This window comes from Paenibacillus xylanilyticus (assembly GCF_013359935.1).
In the GTDB taxonomy this organism is placed as follows: Bacteria; Bacillota; Bacilli; order Paenibacillales; family Paenibacillaceae; genus Paenibacillus; species Paenibacillus xylanilyticus.
The window spans coordinates 30,275-51,217 of record NZ_JABMCB010000149.1 but is presented as its reverse complement, the minus strand read 5'-3'; the positions used below and the strand labels follow the sequence as shown (position 1 = coordinate 51,217).

Sequence of the window (20,943 nt, the reverse complement as noted above, 5' to 3'; positions counted from 1 at the left end):
TGTACGTGATCGCCTACGTGAACATGTGAATTTTGGAGGGGAAAGTATACAATGAAAGCAACTTGGGAAAAGATAGAGAAGAACCTTGGGGTTCTTGAAGTTGAAGTTGGTGCAGATCGTGTAACTGCAGCACTCGACAAAGCTTTTAATAAAGTAGTAAAACAAGCGAACGTACCTGGATTCCGTAAAGGTAAAGTTCCACGTCCAATCTTCGAAGCTCGTTTCGGTGTAGAAAGCCTGTATCAAGAAGCAATCGACATTTTGCTTCCTGAAGCATACACAGAAGCTATCGACCAAACGGATATTTTCCCGGTAGATCGTCCGGATGTAGATATCGAACAATTCGCTAAAGGACAAGCGTTCAAGTTCAAAGCGAAAGTAACAGTTAAACCTGAAGTTACCCTGGGTGACTACAAAGGTATTGAAGTTGCTGTAGCTAAAGGCGAAGTAACTGAAGCAGAAGTGACTGAAGAGCTTGAGCGTCTTCAACAACGTCACGCTGAACTCGTTGTAATCGACGAAGCTTCTGCACAAAACGGCGACGTTGCAGTTATCGACTTCGATGGTTCCGTTGATGGCGTACCATTCGAAGGTGGACAAGCTGAGCGTTATTCCTTGGAACTCGGTTCCAATACATTCATTCCAGGCTTTGAAGAGCAAGTTGTGGGTCTGTCCACAGGCGACTTCAAAGACGTGGAAGTGACTTTCCCTGAGAGCTACCATGCAGCAGAACTTGCTGGCAAACAAGCGGTATTCAAAGTGAAAGTACACGAAATCAAACGCAAACAATTGCCAGAATTGGATGATGAGTTTGCAAAAGATGTCAGCGAATTTGATACTCTGGAAGAGTACAAAGCTGACCTGAAAACACAATTGGAATCCCGCAAAGCAGATGAGTTCAAAGCAGCTCAAGAAAATGCGGTTGTAGAAAAAGTGGCTGAAAATGCTGAAGTGGACATCCCTTCTGCAATGGTTGATAGCGAAGTACAAAACATGATGCGTGATTTTGACAACCGTCTGCGCAACCAAGGCATGAACTTGGAAATGTTCCTGAGCTTCTCCGGTCAAACACAAGCTGACCTGAGAGGTCAGATGCAAGATGATGCTTCCAAACGTGTTCGCAACAACCTGGTTCTTGAAGCCGTAGGTAAAGCGGAAAACATCGAAGTTTCTGATGAAGAAGTGAACCAAGAACTCGAAAAAATGGCTGAATCCTACAAGCGTCCTGCTGAAGAGATTCGTGGCATTCTGGAGAGCAATGGTTCCCTGGACAGCCTTCGCGATGAAGTTAAACTGCGCAAAACGATCGATGTTCTCGTTGAGAACAGCAAAGTTGTAGAGCCGGTTGAAGCTCCTGCTGAAGAAGCTGCTGCAGAATCTGACGAAAAATAAGACAAGCTGTGAAGTAACATACAGCTGAATAAACGATAAGGCACGTGAATCATTGCGTGCCTTATTTTTAAATTATGGCATCCATTTTATAGATGATTCAGTAATAATATGGATGGTTATTATGATGGATAGGGAAATACATTTTGCCCTCCTATGTACACCATGCAAATAAAATAAGGTTAAACGGCATAGGAATCCTTCGATTTGCACATACATAGAAAACATGGTTAAATATGATCAGGCTAAAAAGTAAACTAACTTATGCTTGTCACCACTTGTGAAAAATGACATTGTCACAGGAACGTGTTAGAATGAATTTGGGTTTGCTTTACAGGTAGCCTATGTCTAATTACATGTAGAAAAGAGGTTGGTCTCATGAGTCTGGTGCCAATGGTTGTGGAACAAACCAATCGAGGCGAACGGTCTTACGATATATATTCGCGTTTGCTGAAGGATCGCATTATTTTTCTAACCAGTGCGATTGATGACGATGTAGCCAATCTTGTCATAGCACAGCTTTTGTTTTTGGCAGCCGACGATCCTGAGAAGGATATCAGCTTGTACATTAATTCACCTGGTGGTTCTGTCACCGCAGGGATGGGTATATACGATACGATGCAATACATCAAGCCGGATGTATCTACCATTTGCGTAGGAATGGCAGCTAGCATGGGCTCGTTGTTGTTAACAGCCGGTGCACCTGGCAAACGATACGCGCTCACCAACAGCGAAGTGATGATTCATCAACCGCTTGGCGGCGTTCAGGGACAGGCTGCGGACATTAAAATTCACGCAGAATGGATTATTAAAACACGTCAGAAACTGAATCAAATATACGTCGATCGTACAGGTCAACCCCTTGAGAAAATTGAGCGGGATACAGACCGTGACTTTTTCATGAGTGCGGAAGAAGCCAAAGCGTACGGCATTATTGACCAGGTGCTCAGCAGACCGATCAATTCCTAAAGGGGTGGTTTCATGTTTAAATTTAACGATGAGAAAGGGCAGCTGAAATGCTCTTTTTGCGGTAAATCTCAAGAACAGGTGCGCAAGCTGGTCGCTGGACCAGGCGTTTACATTTGTGATGAATGTATCGAACTTTGTACCGAAATCGTTGAGGAAGAGCTCGGTCATGACGAAGAACTGGACCTCAAAGATATACCGAAACCAAAAGAAATCCGCGACATTCTGGATCAATACGTCATTGGACAGGATCAGGCGAAAAAGTCTTTGTCTGTAGCGGTTTACAATCACTATAAACGGATCAATACTCAGAGCAAGATTGAGGACGTTGAATTGCAAAAGAGTAACATTTTGCTTCTCGGACCTACTGGTTCCGGTAAAACGTTGCTTGCGCAAACCATGGCTAAAATTCTCAATGTTCCATTTGCTATTGCGGACGCGACTTCATTAACGGAAGCTGGTTATGTCGGCGAAGATGTAGAGAACATTCTGCTCAAGCTGATTCAAGCTGCTGATTATGACGTTGAAAAAGCAGAGCGCGGTATCATTTATATCGATGAAATTGACAAAGTAGCCCGTAAATCCGAAAATCCGTCCATTACACGCGACGTATCGGGTGAAGGGGTACAACAAGCGTTGCTGAAAATTCTGGAAGGAACTGTGGCATCTGTACCACCACAAGGTGGCCGCAAGCATCCACATCAAGAATTCATCCAGATTGATACAACGAATATCCTGTTCATTTGTGGCGGTGCCTTTGATGGTCTGGAGCAAATGATCAAACGCCGGATCGGTAAAAAAGTCATCGGCTTTAACACCGTTGCGGAACAAAAAGATCTCAAACCAGGTGAATACCTCGGTATGGTTCTGCCGGAAGACTTGTTGAAATTTGGTCTCATTCCGGAATTCGTAGGCCGTCTTCCAGTTATCTCTACTTTGGAGCCTTTGGATGAAGATACATTGGTACGGATTCTTTCCGAACCAAAAAACGCGCTTACAAAACAGTACCAAAAGCTGCTTGAGCTGGACAATGTGAATCTGGTATTTGAACCAGGAGCATTGCTCGCGATTGCGAAGGAAGCGATCAAGCGTAACACGGGTGCCCGTGGATTGCGTGCGATCATTGAAGGCATCATGCTTGAAATCATGTATGAAGTGCCTTCACGTGATGATGTTACGAACTGTGTGATTACCGAAGAAGTCGTTGAGAAAAGAGTTGTGCCTGAACTGAGCCAATCGAAGGACGATAAGCAGGAAGAGAGTGCCTAACCAAGGCATGAATCCTGTTCAGCTCTGAAATATAGACTTGTCAGTTCTCCACTTTGGCAGAAGGCGAATTCATGTCTCTGTCAGGGTGGAGCTTTGACGTTGTGGGGAGAGAAATCACTCATGTATTTAAGACAAGATACACGTCCCGTAAAAGTGGGGAACTTAACGATTGGTGGCAGCAACGAAGTCATTATCCAGAGTATGTGTACTACAAAAACGGCAGACGTTGAGGCGACCGTTGCAGAGATTTTGCGACTGGAAGAAGCAGGATGCCAAATAGTACGTGTAACTGTGAATAATGAGGAAGCTGCCGCAGCCATTAAGGAAATCAAAAAACGTATCCACATCCCGCTTGTAGCGGATATTCACTTTAACTATAAGCTTGCTCTTCTTGCGATTGAGAACGGCATCGATAAAGTCCGGATCAATCCCGGAAACATCGGTAAACGTGCCAAAGTGGAAGAAGTCGTCAAAGCATGTAAAGAACGCGGTATTCCGATTCGGATCGGGGTAAATGCAGGTTCTCTTGAAAACCATTTGCTTGAGAAGTACGGATATCCTACGGCTGATGCTATGGTAGAAAGTGCATTGTATCACATTGGTATTCTGGAAGAACTGGATTTCCATGATATTATCGTTTCTCTCAAAGCATCGGATGTACCGATGGCGATTGAAGCGTACACCAAAGCAGCTCAAATCATTAAATATCCGCTGCATCTAGGGATTACGGAAGCTGGTACATTGTTCTCGGGAACCATTAAAAGCTCTGCCGGTATGGGAGCTTTGCTGTCCATGGGTATTGGTTCAACGATGCGAATCTCGCTTAGCGCAGATCCGGTGGAGGAGATCAAGGTTGCCCGCGATTTGCTCAAAACTTTTGGCTTGATCTCCAATGCAGCTACACTGATTTCCTGCCCAACATGTGGACGTCTGGACATCGATCTGTTCTCCATTGCCAACGAAGTGGAAGAGTACATCTCCAAACTCAAGGTGCCGATTAAAGTGTCTGTACTCGGTTGTGCGGTGAATGGTCCAGGTGAGGCCAAAGAAGCGGATATCGGGATTGCTGGTGCTCGCGGAGAAGGTCTCTTGTTCCGGCACGGTAAGATGATCCGTAAGGTGCCTGAAGAAATCATGGTTGAGGAATTGAAAAAGGAAATCGATAAAATCGTCGAAACCTATGAAACGACAGGTGTAATTCCTGGTCGCTCGCACTGATTGATTCATATATGCTTCGAAGAGAGCCCGTCAGCAATGACGGGCTCTTGGTGTCTTCACATCCACAACAAATTCCGACTGGACCGTTTACCTGTTCGTGAAACGGCTATACTACCATGTATTAGCATGATTCCGTAAGGGAACAGGACAGAAGAACAGGAGGATGTTGAGATATGGGTGATTTAGGCATGGTCTTCATGTTGATACAGTTATTTTTTGGTGTGGTGATCGGTTTGTATTTCTGGAATCTGCTTCGAGGCCAGAAAACAAACCGCAGCGCAGTCGAGCGTGAATCCCGCAAAGAACTGGAGAAGCTGCGCAAATTGCGTTCTATCTCACTCACCAAACCGCTCGCAGAGAAGACGCGGCCGGCGACCATCAATGATATCGTAGGGCAAAAGGACGGCCTGCGTGCCCTCAAGGCTGCTTTGTGCAGTGCCAATCCACAGCACGTCATTATTTACGGGCCTCCAGGGGTAGGTAAGACAGCGGCCGCCAGGGTCGTTTTGGAAGAAGCCAAAAAAAATCCATCCTCGCCTTTCAAGCCGGATGCGAAGTTTACGGAGCTGGATGCGACGACAGCTCGTTTTGATGAGCGGGGTATTGCCGATCCTTTAATCGGTTCGGTACATGATCCGATATATCAGGGAGCGGGTGCCATGGGGGTTGCGGGTATTCCTCAACCGAAACCGGGAGCCGTGACCAAAGCGCATGGTGGCATGTTATTTATCGATGAGATCGGTGAATTGCATTCCATTCAGATGAATAAATTGCTGAAAGTGCTGGAGGATCGCAAGGTCTTTTTGGAAAGTGCGTACTATAACTCGGAAGACACGCATACTCCTGCTTATATCCACGATATTTTTCAAAATGGCCTGCCGGCTGATTTCCGCCTTGTCGGAGCGACGACTCGTTCGCCTCATGAACTGCCTCCAGCGCTCCGTTCACGGTGCATGGAAGTATACTTCAGACCATTGCTGCCGGAAGAAATCGGGAAGATTGCTGAAGACGCTGTGCAGAAAATTGGCTTCAGTCCTTGTCCGGATGCTGTTGAAGTGGTCAAGCGATATGCCACGAATGGGCGCGAGGCGGTAAATATTATTCAGCTTGCTGCCGGACTGGCACTCACCGAAAAAAGGGAGACCCTTCAGGCCTCGGATGTCGAATGGGTGGCTGGCAGCAGCCAAATTCAACCACGGCCGGATCGCAAGGTGCCTTTGCACCCGCAGGTCGGTTTTGTTAATGGCTTGGCCGTATACGGTCCGAATATGGGCACCATTCTCGAGATCGAAGTTTCTGCAGTGCCTGCACTCAAAGATCAGGGCCGAATTAATATTACAGGCGTTGTGGATGAGGAAGAGATTGGAGGCGGTTCGCGTACACTCCGGAGAAAAAGCATGGCCAAAGGCTCGGTTGAAAATGTAATGACTGTATTAAAAGCCATGGGTATCCGTCCGAATGATTATGATTTGCATATCAATTTTCCGGGAGGAACGCCGATTGATGGCCCATCGGCTGGTATTGCCATGGCCACGGCGATTACCTCTGCCATTCAGGGGCGCCCTGTAGATCACGAGACAGCGATGACTGGTGAAGTCAGCATTCATGGCCGGGTGAAGCCGATCGGTGGCGTGCTTGCCAAAGTAGAGGCTGCATTTCAGGCGGGAGCGAAGACCGTTATTATTCCAGCAGAGAACTGGCAGTCCATTTTTGAGAATCTGGATGGCTTGCGTGTCATTCCGGTAGATACGGTACAGGATGTTTTCCGCGAGGTATTTGCCTGGGTTCCTGATTCGGGGCAGATGGAACAAACAAAGCAGGCGGAGGAGTCAGCAACACCCGCTGCAGAAATTTTCCCTCCGGCATCTGCTTCATATTTGCGTGCTGATTTACCCCGTCCGGGACAGGTTACGGATTCGGGAAGCTGCTAAGAGCTTCCCTTCAATTGGTTTTTTATGTGAACATTTGATAGAATAATGAATGACTACAACCTGAGAGCCATTGGAGGTGCGAAAGCGATGGGACCGAGCAAAGTGAAAGGTCGTCGTTTTCCTTTACTGCCTTTAAGAGGACTTCTCGTCTACCCGAGTATGGTACTGCATCTCGATGTGGGCCGGGAGAAATCGGTCAAGGCTTTAGAAAAAGCGATGGTAGAAGAACATCTGATTCTCCTATGTTCCCAAGCCGAAGTGAATATTGAAGAACCAACACAAGAAGACATTTTCAGAATCGGAACCGTAGCCAAGGTCAGACAGATGCTGAAGCTTCCAAACGGAACGATTCGTGTTCTCGTGGAAGGCTTGGAACGGGCTGAAATCATTGAATATACGGACAACGAGGAATATTACGAAGTACTGGCAAAAGAACTGCCTGAAGAGGAGAACAGTCATCCGGAGACGGATGCCCTGATGCGTACGGTTCTGAACCAGTTCGAAAATTATATTAATCTGTCCAAAAAGGTAACACCCGAGACACTTGCTGCTGTGTCGGATATTGAGGAACCAGGGCGACTGGCTGATGTGATCACGAGCCACCTTTCCCTGAAAATCAAGGATAAACAGGAGATCCTGGAAACCATTGATGTTCGTGAACGTCTGGAGAAACTTCTCGACATTCTCAACAACGAGCGGGAAGTGCTGGAGCTTGAACGCAAAATCAGCCAACGCGTGAAGAAACAGATGGAGAAGACCCAGAAGGAATACTATCTGCGCGAGCAGATGAAGGCCATTCAAAAAGAACTGGGTGAAAAAGAAGGCCGTGCAGGTGAGGTCGAAGAACTCCGTAATCAAATGGAGACCCTCGGCTTGCCGGACAAGGTCAAGGAAAAGGTCGAGAAGGAAATTGATCGACTGGAAAAAATGCCAGCAAGCTCTGCGGAAGGCGGGGTCATTCGCAACTATGTGGATTGGCTGCTGGCGCTGCCTTGGAGTCAGATGACAGAGGACGACCTGGATATTCAGAAAGCGGAAGATGTGCTGAATGCCGATCATTACGGCTTGGAAAAGCCGAAAGAGCGCGTACTTGAATACCTGGCTGTCCAGAAGCTCGTCAAAAAGCTCAAAGGGCCCATTCTCTGTCTGGTCGGGCCTCCGGGTGTCGGTAAGACATCGCTTGCCCGCTCCATTGCCAGATCATTGGGCCGGGAGTTTGTCCGAATTTCTCTGGGTGGTGTTCGCGATGAAGCGGAGATCCGTGGACATCGGCGTACCTATGTGGGAGCAATGCCTGGGCGGATTATCCAGGGAATGAAAACGGCGGGTTCACTTAACCCCGTTTTCCTGCTGGACGAGATCGACAAGATGGCTTCCGACTTCCGTGGAGATCCTTCTGCAGCGCTGCTTGAGGTGCTCGATCCTGAACAGAACAGCACGTTCAGCGATCACTTTGTGGAAGTGCCTTTTGACTTATCCAATGTCATGTTCGTTACAACCGCCAATACGGTGCATAACATTCCTCGTCCGCTTCTGGACCGGATGGAAATGCTCAACATTCCAGGGTATACCGAGATCGAGAAACTGCAGATTGCCAAAAACTATCTGCTGCCGAAGCAAAAGCGCGATCATGGTCTGGAAGATGAGCAGCTGGAGATTGGGGACGACAGCTTGCTTCGAGTCATTCGTGAATATACCCGCGAGTCCGGTGTGCGGAATCTGGAGCAGCAAATGGCTTCGTTGTGCCGGAAGGCGGCCAAAAATATCGTATCTGGTGTGGAAGGCCAAATTAATATTGCGCCGGATGAAATCAAGGATTATCTTGGACCAGGCAAGTTCCGTTACGGTATGGCTGAACTGGAAGATCAGATTGGTACAGTAACCGGGCTCGCTTGGACTGAAGTTGGCGGGGATACTCTCGTCATCGAGGTCACGGTTGTCCCTGGAACAGGAAAACTGACATTAACGGGTAAACTGGGCGATGTCATGAAAGAATCCGCTCAGGCCGCATTCAGCTACACCCGATCCAAAGCGGCACAATTGGGGATTCCAGCTGACTTCCATGAGAAGAATGATATTCATATCCACGTACCCGAAGGTGCTATTCCTAAGGATGGTCCATCTGCTGGGATTACGATGGCTACTGCTTTGATTTCTGCATTGACGAACAAACATGTCTCCAAAGACATTGCGATGACTGGCGAGATCACTCTGCGTGGTCGCGTGCTTCCCATCGGTGGTCTGAAGGAAAAATCACTGGCCGCTCATCGCGCCGGTTATAAAAAAATATTATTGCCCAAGGATAACGAACGGGACCTGCGGGACATTCCGGATAGCATCAAGGAAGATGTGGAATTTGTCCCTGTAGCCCATATGGATCAGGTGCTGCAGCATGCACTCGTGGAACAGACAGGTATTCATCTGTAGATCCAGTTAGCCAAGGGAGCGTATGAAGAAAAAACCGTTCTGCGGAGCTTCGGCGTCCGCCCGAACGGTTTTTTTGGTATGATAGAACAATGATCCAAGGCATAATACCTTCATCAGCTTCAAATGCAAGAACATGAGATCCAGAGAGGACAGATATATTATGAAAGTAAACCAATCCGAATTTATTATCAGTGCCGTTCGGCCTGAACAATATCCTGATGACGGTCTGCCGGAGATCGCTTTGGCGGGGCGCTCCAATGTCGGCAAATCATCCCTGATTAATCGCTTGATTAACCGCAAGAATCTGGCACGCACAAGTTCGACACCAGGTAAAACTCAGCAACTGAACTACTATAAAATTAACCAGGATCTATACTTCGTGGATTTCCCGGGTTATGGTTACGCCAAAGTCTCCAAAGAGCAGCGTTTTGCCTGGGGTAAAATGATGGAAAAATACTTATTGGGACGTAAAGAATTGAAACTTGTTATGCAGATGGTGGATATGAGGCATGAACCATCCAAGGATGACAAGATGATGAATGAATGGCTTCGCCATCACGGATTGCCTTTGGTTGTGGTAGCAACCAAAATGGACAAGATTCCAAAGACACGCAGAGCGAAGCATATTAAAGTCATCAAGCAAGCGCTGGATCTTCGTTCAGGGGATCTGTTTGTACCATTTTCATCAGAAGAAGGATTGGGTAAAGAAGAGTTATGGGACATCATTACCCGCCATGCCCGCATAGATAAGTATGCACCAGAAGTGCTGGATGCAGAAGGTTATCCAGAAGAGGAAGAAAACACCGAAATTAACGGATGATATAGAGATTGCGCCATTTTAATGCGGGAAAGTGAGTAACCTGGGTGAATCCTGGATGAGATCATGAATTAATCCGTATTTTTATGGATTTTCGTGAGAATTTATCGTTTCGTTCTGGAGCAAAATGGTTTTGTGGTGGTGTATAATGAGCTTAGGTGCATTCGTGCTACAGGAACCAAAAATACCGGCCTTGCCGGCCTGAAGAGTTTTGAGATCACTGCCATGAGCAGGAAGGCAAAACAATCCGGGAAAGAATTGAGGAGATTTGTATGGCTCAGCGGTTAGCCACAGAGTATGTTAAAGCCACTTTGAAATTGTCGGAACCCCAGATGCATCAGTTTTTGCGCATGTCAGAGGATGGCCGGATTCATCACCGAGTGAAGGTGCTGGATAACGGTTGCCAGGAGATTGTGCTTGAGGATGTAAGTGGAGAGGAAGTTCATTTCCCGTTTGACCGTCAGGAAGGGTTTTACATCTGTGAATTGTCTTGCCGGCTGGTAAACCATCATCTGACCAACGTTGTGCGGAAATTGTTCATGACCTTTAAGGGAGACGGTGTCGTCCATCGGATTTATGAAGATTTCATTATGACGTATGTTTATGCTCAAGGCTCTGTCCGTAAAATCGTAGAGAAGAACGGGGAGAATACGCGCCTCATCTACGAATACAAAAATACGTTGCTCGAATTGCAGCGAGTGTTCCAGGCTCGGGATGTTGAACGCGAAATCAACCGGGTATACGCAGAGGTCGACACACTTCTGGACACAAGGAATCATACTTCAGTTCCTGAAGAACTTCATCAGATTGATGAAAGGCTTGCTCAACATCAAAAACGACTCTTCGAACTTGAAGCTTAAATAACCTGGAGATGCAGGTTATACAGGTATAAATGTGAATCAATCCCCTTATCGATTCTGATTGCAGGCACTTGCCGGTTCAGCGTCCGAAGGGGATTTTTTTGTGATGGAGATGTCCAACTTGGATGGCAATTATTTATTTTTTTAACTGTAAAAAAAGGGTTGCATTCCTTTTAAATAGATGTTATTTTTAATCTCGTTGAAAAGAATATAGGAACCAGGATTCACTCAGGACATTATATGTTGCGAGAGATTATTCCCTCGGGAAGTGAATGACGTAGGTCCTAGCGGATGAAATTTTTTCAAACATTTTATTCCTAGGAAGGGGGAACCGAAGGATGGAATATTCAACTTTCGGAAGACACGTTGCTGTTGACGCTTGGGGTGTCGACTTTGATCTACTGAACAGTGCTGAGTATTTGCAAGCCCAAATGGTTGAAGCAGCGGAGGCATGTGGCGCGACAGTAATGTCCGTACAATCCAAGCAGTTTGAACCACAAGGAGCGACAGTGCTTGTACTGCTGTCAGAGAGCCATCTCTCCATTCATACGTATCCTGAGAGAGGGTTTGCGGCGATCGACTGCTACACTTGTGGAGAAACGGTTGACCCACAACTGGCCATTGACTACCTGGTATCCGTTTTGAAACCGGAAAAAACATACGCCAAGAAATTGGTACGTGGATTGGGCGAATTGCAGGTTGAAACACCAGAAATGCAACCTATCGAACTGGTATAACTGTTTTAGACACACATCATGAACAATGTTCACATATTGGGATGAACGAAGACTAGTCCCCAACTCATAATGGTCATGGAATTATTCCATGGCTATTTGTTTTAATATCCGAAGAAATGGATTTGCACGCATAACGGTGAAGATTGGTGAGACACTACCATAAATGACAATGCATAAGATGATCTACATGGGGATTTCATAAACATTTCATAAAAATGGCCCGGACCCGGTCATGATGTGTGATATAATTAACCATGTCAAGCATAAATGGATGGAGATATGTAGAAAACACTTTGATTGGAAATTTATTAGGCAGGTGAACTTGCAATGCACATCGTTGTAGTTGGTTTGAATTATCGCACGGCGCCTGTAGAGGTTAGGGAACGATTCACATTTGCAGAAAAGGACTTGTCTGAAGCGCTGCAGCAGCTCAAGCTGACCAAGAGTGTATTGGAAGGTGTAATCGTAGCCACATGTAACCGTACCGAGTTGTATGTTGTGGTGGACCGTCTTCACATGTGTGGTTATTTTATTCGTACGTTTATGGAACAATGGTTTAATGTTCCGCGGGAAGAATTTACGCAACACTTATATATATATGAAGATGATCAAGCCATTCGCCATTTGTTCCGTGTGATTTGCGGACTGGATTCAATGGTGATTGGGGAAACACAGATTCTTGGACAGGTGAAACAAGCCTTTTTCACTGCCCAGGAAGAGAAATCGACAGGCACCTGGTTTAACATGCTGTTTAAACAGGCTGTAACCCTGGGCAAGAGGGCACATTCGGAGACTTCAATTGGAGAGAGTGCGGTATCGGTCAGTTACGCAGCTGTTGAATTGGGGAAACGCATTTTTGGCATGTTCACGGATAAGAAAGTTCTGATTCTTGGAGCGGGCAAAATGAGCGAACTGACCGTCAAGCATCTTTACGCCAATGGCGCCTCAGAGGTCATTGTAGCGAACCGGACACTTGCAAGAGCTCAGGAGCTGGCAGCCAAGTTTAAGGGAACCCCTTGTACGATGGAGCAAGCCTTGGACAGACTGAATGAGGTTGATATCGTCATCAGCTCTACTGGGGCAGAACGGTATGTTCTGGATGCTTCTGTTGTTCGGGAGAGTATGAAGCGGCGCCAATCGCGTCCGTTATTCCTGATCGATATTGCGGTTCCGCGTGACATTGATCCGGCCATTGGAGAGTTATCCAACGTATTTCTCTATGATATTGATGATCTGGAAGGAATCGTGGAGAGCAATCTGGAGATGCGCAAGGTAGAAGCGGCTAAGATTGAAAAAATGATTGAACTGGAGATGGAAGACTACTATCACTGGCTCAAAACCTTGGGCGTTCGCCCAGTCATTCGGGCATTGCAGGAGAAGGGGGCTTCCATTCATGAAGAAACGATGGAGAGTCTTTTTAATAAACTGCCAGAATTGGACGAACATCAACGCAAGGTCATTCGTCGATTAACCAAAAGCATCGTGAATCAAATGACCACAGATCCGATTAACCGGATCAAGGAAATGGCAGGCACGAAGCAGGGTGATGAAGCTTTGCGCATGTTCACTCAAATTTTTGCCCTGGAGGATGCAGTGGAGACGGCCGCAGAAAAAGTAAACCAAAGCGATGCCTCGGCCTTGGGGAAACCGGCCGCCGTTCATCTTAAAGACAACCGGCAAGACGCTATGCCGGCTTACGCTCCGGCTAGTGTATAAGGGCGGGTGAGCAGCTTGACCCTTGCTGAACAAATCTATGAAGCTCTGATCTATATGTATGCCCTGAGCCTTCTGTTCTATTTCTCGGACTGCATTCGACGGAATGCGGGGGCGAAGCGGACGGGCACAGGGTTTCTTGTCGTTGTCTGGATGCTTCAGGTCGTTCATGTGATTTTACGCATGTGGACCGAGGGGCATTTTCCGATCTATACGACCTTTGATTTTTTATTCATCTTTTCGTTTAGTATCGTACTGATGTCTCTGGCGATGATGCGAGTCCAACGTTCGGAATTTGTCATCCTGCTGTTAAATATCGTCGGGTTTTCCGTTACGGTGCTGAACCGATTGTGGTTCACGGCTGGGGAGATTTCACTGCACAACTGGCAGACTGTACACGGATTGCTTATCATGCACATTACGCTGGCGAATTTGGGATTCGCAGCATTAACGGTGGCTGCTGTTTTTGCGTTGTTGTATCTATTCTTGCATCGCAAACTGAAAAACAAAAAGTGGAATGACACGATGCGGCGGATGCCCAGTCTCGAAGTTATTGGCAAGTACATGGACGGTGCTACATTAATAGGAACACCATTGCTAGGTGTCTCTGTTGTACTGGCTGTATTATCCATTGTCGCAGAGACACGCTGGTTTTTGCTTCTGGATCTCAAAGTCATTGCCACAGGTCTCGCAATCGCGATCTATATTGGTTATTTTGTGTCCAAGCAAAGAAAGCAGTTTTCCAACATTATTATGGCAAGATGGACATTGATTGGATATGGTTTTGTCATTATAAGCTTTTTATCCAATGCGTATTCAGCGTTTCATCGCTGGACAGGAGAGTGAAGGCTATGGATCGCTACACCCCGCTATTTGTAAATACTGCAGGTAAAACGTGCTGCGTCATTGGTGGCGGACGTGTCGCCGAACGTAAAATTAAAGGTTTGCTTCACGCCGAAGCACATATTAAAGTGTTTAGTCCGGAGATCACAGCGGAGCTTAAACAACTGCATGATGATTCCCGAATTGAGTGGATAGCCCGGTCCTACCGCAATGGTGATTTGCGGGGGGCCTTTCTCGTATATGCGGCAACGGATCACGTTGAAGTCAACTCATCGGTTGTACAAGAAGCGAACGAAGCGGGCATACTGGTGAATGATGCCATGTCTTCCGAGCGCAGTGCTTTTATCACCCCCAGTGTAGTCAGGCGTGGGAGATTAAGTATTGCCATCTCTACGGCTGGAGCAGGACCGGCAGCAGCTGCTGAGATTCGGTCCACATTGGAGCAGCAGTTTGGCGAAGAATACGAGACTTATATTGAGTTTTTGCATCAGATGAGGACTGAAGTGAAGGCACGTGTATCGTCTCCGGGTCACAGAAGGGTGTTACTGCGGCAATTGACGGAAATGAATGTATTGGAGGACATCCGTACAGGGCAATTCCGGTGGTGGACAGAAGAAGAAATCGGGAATTGGATATCCCGTAATCAGGAGGAACTGTAGACATGCGTACAATTAAAGTGGGAAGCAGACAAAGCGCACTAGCTTTGACACAGACAGGCCATGTAATTCAGGATTTACGCAGCATTTGTGAGCGGGAAGGTTTAGCATTTGACTTTGAAGTACATAAGATCGTTACGAAGGGAGACTTGATTCTTGATGTAACGCTGTCCAAAGTCGGAGGCAAAGGGCTGTTTGTCAAAGAAATTGAACAGGCGATGTTGGATCATGCCATCGATATGGCCGTGCACAGCATGAAGGATATGCCATCCGAATTGCCGGAAGGATTGACCAACGGCGCTGTGCCGCGCCGTGCCGACCCGCGTGATGCATTGATTTCCAATGGAGGCCTCTCTCTGGACCAACTGCCAGAAGGTGCGAGAGTGGGGACAAGCAGCCTCCGTCGTTCCAGTCAATTGAAAGCATACCGTCCGGATCTGCAGCTTGAATCCCTTCGTGGCAACATCGACTCACGTCTTCGCAAACTGGAGACAGAGGGCCTCGACGCTATTATTCTAGCTGCTGCTGGATTATATCGAATGGGTTGGCAGGATCGGATTACCGAGTATCTGTCCGAAGAGGCTTGTCTTCCTGCGGTAGGTCAAGGTGCACTGGGAATTGAATGCCGGGAGGATGATGCTGAACTGCTCCATCTGCTGAAGCTGTATAATGATTCGGAGACAGCATCTCCCGTATTGGCAGAACGTCGTTTCCTCAGCGTATTGAATGGGGGATGCCAGGTTCCGATTGGTGCTCATGCCGTCTGGATTCCTCAACAAGATACCGATTCCCCGAATGGGCAAAACACGTTACAATTAACGGGTATGGTCGGTACGCCGGATGGCGGACTGATTCTTAAGGAAACGCTGACTGGCAAAGATCCGGTTCGTCTAGGAGAAGAAGTGGCTTGGAGATTGATTGAACGGGGAGCAGAGCAGATACTGGCAGAAGTTAGGGGATGAAGACATGGTGGGAAAGGTCTTTTTGGTAGGGGCAGGTCCGGGGGATGCGAAGCTGATTACGGTAAAAGGATGGGAGTCCATCGGCAAAGCAGACGCCGTAGTATATGATCGTTTGGCCAGTCCGAGATTATTGAAGCAGATGAAGCCTGGCGCGGTGAAGATCTACGTGGGCAAGCGGCCTGACCGACACACGATGAAACAGGAAGAGATCAATCAGCTACTGGTGGATCTGGCCCTGGAAGGGAAAGTGGTCGTCCGGCTGAAGGGCGGAGATCCGACGATATTTGGACGCGTGGGTGAAGAGGCGGATCTGCTGCGCAAAAACGGTGTTCCTTTTGAAATTGTGCCTGGAGTTACCGCAGCCATAAGTGTACCTGCTTATGCCGGAATACCGGTGACCCATCGCGATTATGCATCTTCCATTTCCATTATTACGGGACATGAGAGCCCGGACAAGCTGGATCGCAGCATTCATTGGGATAAAGTAACGAACGCAACGGGTACACTTGTATTTATGATGGGTGTAGCCAAAATCGGCTATATCAGTGAACAGCTCATCCGTCATGGCCGTCCGGCACAGACCCCTGTCGCATTGGTTCGTTGGGGAACCAGAGCGGAGCAGGATACCCTCATAGGTACGCTTGAAAATATAGAGGCCAAGGTCATTGCTGCCAATTTCCAACCACCTGCAGTTATTGTGGTGGGGGATGTGGTGAACCAGCGTGAGCAGTTAAAGTGGGCTGAGGCACTGCCGTTGTTTGGCAAACGAATACTGGTGACGCGAGCTCGCAGTCAGGCGAGCGAACTGGTGAACCGAATCGAGGAACTTGGCGGAGAGCCGTACGAGTTTCCGGTGATTGAAACGGTTATGCCCTCCAGTGAGACTGCAAGGCAAAGTGTCAAAGGTGCTTTTGATGTGTTAAATACATTTGACTGGGTATTTTTCACCAGTGTAAATGGCGTGGAATTTTTCTTCCGTCATCTGGAACAACAGGGCAGGGATATCCGCCAGATCCATCAAGCGAGAATCGCTGCGGTAGGACCTTCGACCGCTGAAGCCCTTCGTAAACACGGTATTATTGCGGAAGTGATCAAGGGACCTTTTCAGCAGGAAGGCATGCTGGAAGCTTTCGAAAGTGAACTGAAAGAAGGTCAAAAAGTGCTGCTTCCCCACGGGGATCTGGCACGATCATGGTTGCCTGATCAGTTAAGGGAGCGTGGACTTGAGGTCACAGAAGCTATTATCTATGACACCGTTTTGGCGGGTGAAGATGATGACGAACTCCTGAAACTGCTGGAAGAAGGCGGTATTCACGCTGTAACATTTACAAGCTCTTCAACAGTCACCAACTTCATGGAGATGCTTAAACGCATGGGATTGCAAGATCCATTACCTTTGTTAAAAAATGTCGAGGTTGCATGCATCGGACCGGTGACTGCCAAGACGGCCGAAGCCGCGGGGTTGAAGGTGACACTGATGGCTGCAGAAGCAACGATCGAAAGCCTGATTGCTGCTCTGTGCGACTGGAAACGGACACCTTCTGCAGATGGGGCTTTGTCTCGTTGATTGCAAGAATCAGACCGCTATTGCAATAGATCGTATTTATATACAAAATGCTGATTAGATGAAGCGTGCTGAATTCGTTAGGATACCGGCGCGCTTCCCTTTTTGTGCTACTTACTTCAGAGAGGATGTTTCTATATGAGTTTTCCAATTGTACGACACCGTCGTTTAAGACAATCCGCAGGCATTCGCAATATGGTCAGAGAGACGCATCTGACAGTGGATGATTTTATCCAACCCATTTATGTAACCTACGGAGAAAATGTAAAATCCGAAATCAAGTCCATGCCGGGCGTATTCCGTTTCTCGCTTGATCGTTTGCAGGAAGAAGTGAAAGAGATTGCTGAGCTGGGTATTCCGGCTGTATTGCTGTTTGGTATTCCTGAGACCAAGGATAGTGTGGGTACTTCCGGATTTGCTGAAGATGGCATTGTGCAGGAAGCAACGAGATTGATCAAATCCTGGTATCCGGAGCTGCTGGTTGTGGCAGATACCTGCTTGTGCGAATTTACGGATCACGGACATTGCGGCATGGTGCATACCGTTGAAGTGGACGGGCACATTTGCGGGGATGTTCTGAATGATGAATCGCTGGATTTGCTCGTGAAAACAGCCGTATCCCAGGCCAAAGCAGGCGCCGATATTATTGCCCCATCCAACATGATGGATGGATTCGTTCAGGCCATTCGGGCAGGACTTGATGAGAATGGCTTCAGCCATATTCCAATCATGTCATACTCCGTCAAGTATGCATCTGCATTTTACGGACCTTTCCGTGAAGCAGCGGATTCCACACCGCAGTTTGGGGATCGCAAATCGTATCAGATGGACCCTGCGAATGCCCGGGAAGCGCTGCGCGAAGCCGAAACGGATGTGCTGGAAGGAGCGGACATGCTAATGGTGAAACCGTCACTTTCCTATCTGGACGTCATGCGCACGATTAAGGATCAATTTGATCTTCCGCTTGTCGCTTATAATGTAAGTGGGGAGTATGCCATGGTCAAGGCAGCAGCCATGCAGGGATGGATTGATGAGAAAAAGGTCGCCATGGAAATTCTGCTCAGCATGAAACGCGCGGGTGCGGACATGATCATTACGTATTATGGAAAAGACGCTTCCCGCTGGCTGGCTGAAAAACAATAGCACGTTGTAACCATATTCCTGTTCATTGAATGAGACTTTCTGGTTCAAATATATTAATGGCCCTGCCTGACTCGAAAATGTCGCTGTATGGATTAAGACTGTCCATGCACGAGCAGGGCCTTCACTATTAAGGAGGATGTTCCATGACTGCACAACAAGGAAAACGACGCAATGATGAGCGCTCACGCAGCGCATTCGAAGAAGCCAAGCAGTACATACCTGGAGGCGTAAACAGTCCCGTTCGGGCATTCAAATCGGTAGGACTTACCCCAATCTATGCGGAACGCGGAGAAGGCTCCAAAATCTACGATATTGATGGCAACGTATTTATTGATTATGTAGGCTCATGGGGACCGCTTATTATGGGGCATGCCCACCCTGAAGTTGTGGAGGCACTGCGCGAGACCGCCCTTAAAGGAACGAGTTTTGGCGCCCCAACGCTGCTGGAGACAGAAATGGCTAAACTCGTCTGCGAACGTGTGCCTTCCATTGATATTGTGCGGATGGTCAACTCCGGTACGGAAGCAACCATGAGTGCCATCAGGCTGGCACGCGGAGTAACGGGTCGCAGCAAAATTTTGAAGTTTGAAGGTTCATATCACGGACATGCAGACAGTTTGTTGATCAAAGCGGGATCAGGCGTTGCAACCCTTGGATTACCTGACAGCCCAGGGGTTCCTGAAGGAGTGGCTACCAATACAATTACAGTACCTTACAATGATTTGGAATCGGTCAGCCTTGCGTTTGAACGTTTCGGTGAGGAATTGGCTGCTGTCATTGTTGAACCTGTGGCCGGCAACATGGGAGTTGTACCTCCGGCAGCCGGTTTTCTTGAGGGCTTGCGCAATCTGACCAACCAGTACGGCAGCTTGCTCATCTTTGATGAGGTCATGACCGGTTTCCGTGTAGGCTTGAACTGTGCACAGGGCCGTTATGGTGTTACACCTGATCTGACCTGTCTGGGTAAAGTGATCGGCGGCGGGCTCCCGGTTGGAGCATATGGCGGTCGCCGGGATTTGATGGAGCAGATTGCTCCAACCGGACCAATCTATCAGGCAGGAACATTGAGTGGTAACCCACTGGCTATGGCAGCAGGCTACACGACACTCAAACTGCTGACACCAGAAGTCTATGACCGGTTGGAGACGTTGTCTGCACGTTTACAAGCCGGTTTTGAGAAAAACGCAGCAGAGACGGGGATCGCGGTAACGATTAACCGTGTTGGTTCCATGGTATGTCCATTTTTCAGTGATGTCCCGGTAACCAATTACGATGCAGCTAAAGAAAGCAATCTGGATCAATTCCGTCGCTACTTTGCAGCCATGATTGATCATGGCGTAAGTGTAGCACCTTCCCAGTTTGAAGGCATGTTCGTCTCTGGTGTGCACACGGAGCAGGATATTGACGATACCATTGAAGCGAACCGCAAGGCACTTCAATCTCTATGATGATCAAAAGTTGGAAACGTCGTGGAGAATGGCTTGAGCTGATGCCAGGCAAAGTGGTAACAGGCAGTTCAGACAGGCAGCTTGCGGCTGAGCAATGGCTGCTCTCTGAACTTCAGTTTCCGGAAAAACTGTTCCGCCAGCTCAAGGCAAATCACGGAATTCAACTGGCAGGGGACCGGCTTCGGCTGGCCCTTTTTGCGTCTCAGCCCATTGATGTTGAGCCTCGCTGGGCGGATATGAGTGTATTGTTTGAGGATGATTTTTGTCTGGTGGTGCACAAACCCGCGGGTATGAAGCTCCATCCCGATGGAAGCCGTGCCGATCATGCAATCACGCTGGACCATGCAGTGGCTTCCTATTATGAAATGAATGGCATCGACACGAATGTGCGCCATGTGCATCGATTGGATGAGGATACAACGGGTCCTGTTTTATATGCCAAAAATGCTTTTGCTCTTGCCAAGCTGGATGAGGCGATGCGGCGCAAAGAGATTGGACGCCAATATGCAGCCATTGTTGAAGGTCAGGTATCTCCGGAACTCGTCCAAATTGATGCTCCAATTGGCAAGGACAGACATCATAAGCAGCGCAGACGTGTTTCCGAGGGTGGTCAGGAGGCAGTAACACATGTAGAGATAAGGGAAGTATGGGAACGTGCCACACTTGTGCGATTGATATTGGATACAGGGCGTACGCATCAGATCAGGGTACATCTGAGTTATTCCGGACACCCGCTTGTTGGTGATTTGCTATATGGTGGCCGACCTGATGCGATTGGACGTCAGGCTCTTCATGGAGAAGTGTTATTGTTTAATCATCCACTTACCGGGGCATTGATTGAAGTTCGTGATCCATGGCCTTCTGATTTTTGGCAGCTCGCACAGCGGGAAGGCAATTCCCGATAAAAAGTTAAGGATTGAACAAAGGTGGCATGCTCATCTCATCCATGGCATATAGATGGGGTAACGAAGGATTTGGACCATGGATCAGTCCCATGAGA

Annotated in this window: 17 protein-coding genes; all 17 read left to right on the top strand. The window is 47.8% G+C overall.

All coding sequences use genetic code 11. The annotated features are described in order from the left end of the window. Positions 1-51 precede the first annotated feature (51 nt). The 17 genes from tig to HP552_RS04345 all read left to right on the top strand — a co-directional run bounded on the left by tig (position 52) and on the right by HP552_RS04345 (position 20,848). The gene (gene tig / locus HP552_RS04425; protein WP_175394410.1) at positions 52-1,392 is read left to right on the top strand and encodes a trigger factor; all 1,341 of its coding nucleotides are present in this window, start codon (positions 52-54) and stop codon (positions 1,390-1,392) included. A gap of 375 nt (positions 1,393-1,767) precedes the next feature. Beyond that, a complete protein-coding gene (gene clpP, locus HP552_RS04420) occupies positions 1,768-2,358 on the top strand; it encodes an ATP-dependent Clp endopeptidase proteolytic subunit ClpP (protein ID WP_091001992.1) in 591 nt (196 codons plus the stop codon). A 12-nt stretch (positions 2,359-2,370) separates the two neighbouring features. After that, the gene (gene clpX, locus HP552_RS04415; RefSeq protein ID WP_063566713.1) at positions 2,371-3,624 is read left to right on the top strand and encodes an ATP-dependent protease ATP-binding subunit ClpX; all 1,254 of its coding nucleotides are present in this window, start codon (positions 2,371-2,373) and stop codon (positions 3,622-3,624) included. 120 nt (positions 3,625-3,744) lie between these two features. Beyond that, positions 3,745-4,842, top strand: coding sequence for a flavodoxin-dependent (E)-4-hydroxy-3-methylbut-2-enyl-diphosphate synthase (gene ispG / locus HP552_RS04410; RefSeq protein ID WP_175394409.1), 1,098 nt, complete (start codon positions 3,745-3,747; stop codon positions 4,840-4,842). Positions 4,843-5,015: 173 nt separating this feature from the next. Next, positions 5,016-6,773: an ATP-dependent protease LonB gene (gene lonB, locus HP552_RS04405; protein WP_175394408.1), complete on the top strand. Its 1,758-nt coding sequence runs from the start codon at positions 5,016-5,018 to the stop codon at positions 6,771-6,773. An 87-nt stretch (positions 6,774-6,860) separates the two neighbouring features. After that, positions 6,861-9,200 (top strand): endopeptidase La, encoded by a 2,340-nt coding sequence (lon, locus tag HP552_RS04400; RefSeq protein ID WP_175394407.1) that lies wholly within the window; start codon positions 6,861-6,863, stop codon positions 9,198-9,200. Positions 9,201-9,360: 160 nt separating this feature from the next. Beyond that, the gene (gene yihA / locus HP552_RS04395) at positions 9,361-10,020 is read left to right on the top strand and encodes a ribosome biogenesis GTP-binding protein YihA/YsxC (protein ID WP_175394406.1); all 660 of its coding nucleotides are present in this window, start codon (positions 9,361-9,363) and stop codon (positions 10,018-10,020) included. 269 nt (positions 10,021-10,289) lie between these two features. Then, positions 10,290-10,877 (top strand): non-ribosomal peptide synthetase module, encoded by a 588-nt coding sequence (locus HP552_RS04390; RefSeq protein ID WP_175394405.1) that lies wholly within the window; start codon positions 10,290-10,292, stop codon positions 10,875-10,877. Positions 10,878-11,215: 338 nt separating this feature from the next. Further along, positions 11,216-11,614: an adenosylmethionine decarboxylase gene (gene speD / locus HP552_RS04385; RefSeq protein ID WP_175394404.1), complete on the top strand. Its 399-nt coding sequence runs from the start codon at positions 11,216-11,218 to the stop codon at positions 11,612-11,614. A gap of 327 nt (positions 11,615-11,941) precedes the next feature. Then, positions 11,942-13,330: a glutamyl-tRNA reductase gene (gene hemA / locus HP552_RS04380; RefSeq protein ID WP_175394403.1), complete on the top strand. Its 1,389-nt coding sequence runs from the start codon at positions 11,942-11,944 to the stop codon at positions 13,328-13,330. A gap of 15 nt (positions 13,331-13,345) precedes the next feature. Further along, a complete protein-coding gene (ccsA, locus tag HP552_RS04375) occupies positions 13,346-14,173 on the top strand; it encodes a cytochrome c biogenesis protein CcsA (protein ID WP_376768940.1) in 828 nt (275 codons plus the stop codon). A 5-nt stretch (positions 14,174-14,178) separates the two neighbouring features. Next, the gene (locus HP552_RS04370; protein WP_175394402.1) at positions 14,179-14,829 is read left to right on the top strand and encodes a precorrin-2 dehydrogenase/sirohydrochlorin ferrochelatase family protein; all 651 of its coding nucleotides are present in this window, start codon (positions 14,179-14,181) and stop codon (positions 14,827-14,829) included. 2 nt (positions 14,830-14,831) lie between these two features. Next, complete coding sequence (gene hemC, locus HP552_RS04365) at positions 14,832-15,788, top strand: hydroxymethylbilane synthase (protein WP_175394401.1); 957 nt, start codon at positions 14,832-14,834, stop codon at positions 15,786-15,788. A gap of 4 nt (positions 15,789-15,792) precedes the next feature. Further along, positions 15,793-17,355, top strand: coding sequence for a uroporphyrinogen-III C-methyltransferase (gene cobA, locus HP552_RS04360; RefSeq protein ID WP_175394400.1), 1,563 nt, complete (start codon positions 15,793-15,795; stop codon positions 17,353-17,355). A gap of 135 nt (positions 17,356-17,490) precedes the next feature. Beyond that, on the top strand, positions 17,491-18,495 hold the full coding sequence (hemB, locus tag HP552_RS04355; RefSeq protein WP_175394399.1) for a porphobilinogen synthase: 1,005 nt from the start codon (positions 17,491-17,493) through the stop codon (positions 18,493-18,495). 143 nt (positions 18,496-18,638) lie between these two features. Beyond that, positions 18,639-19,943, top strand: a complete 1,305-nt coding sequence (gene hemL, locus HP552_RS04350) for a glutamate-1-semialdehyde 2,1-aminomutase (protein ID WP_175394398.1) — start codon at positions 18,639-18,641, stop codon at positions 19,941-19,943. Then, entirely contained in the window at positions 19,940-20,848 is a 909-nt protein-coding gene (locus HP552_RS04345) for an RluA family pseudouridine synthase (protein ID WP_175394397.1), read from the top strand. The genes hemL and HP552_RS04345 overlap by 4 nt, the downstream gene beginning before the upstream one ends. Positions 20,849-20,943 lie beyond the last annotated feature (95 nt).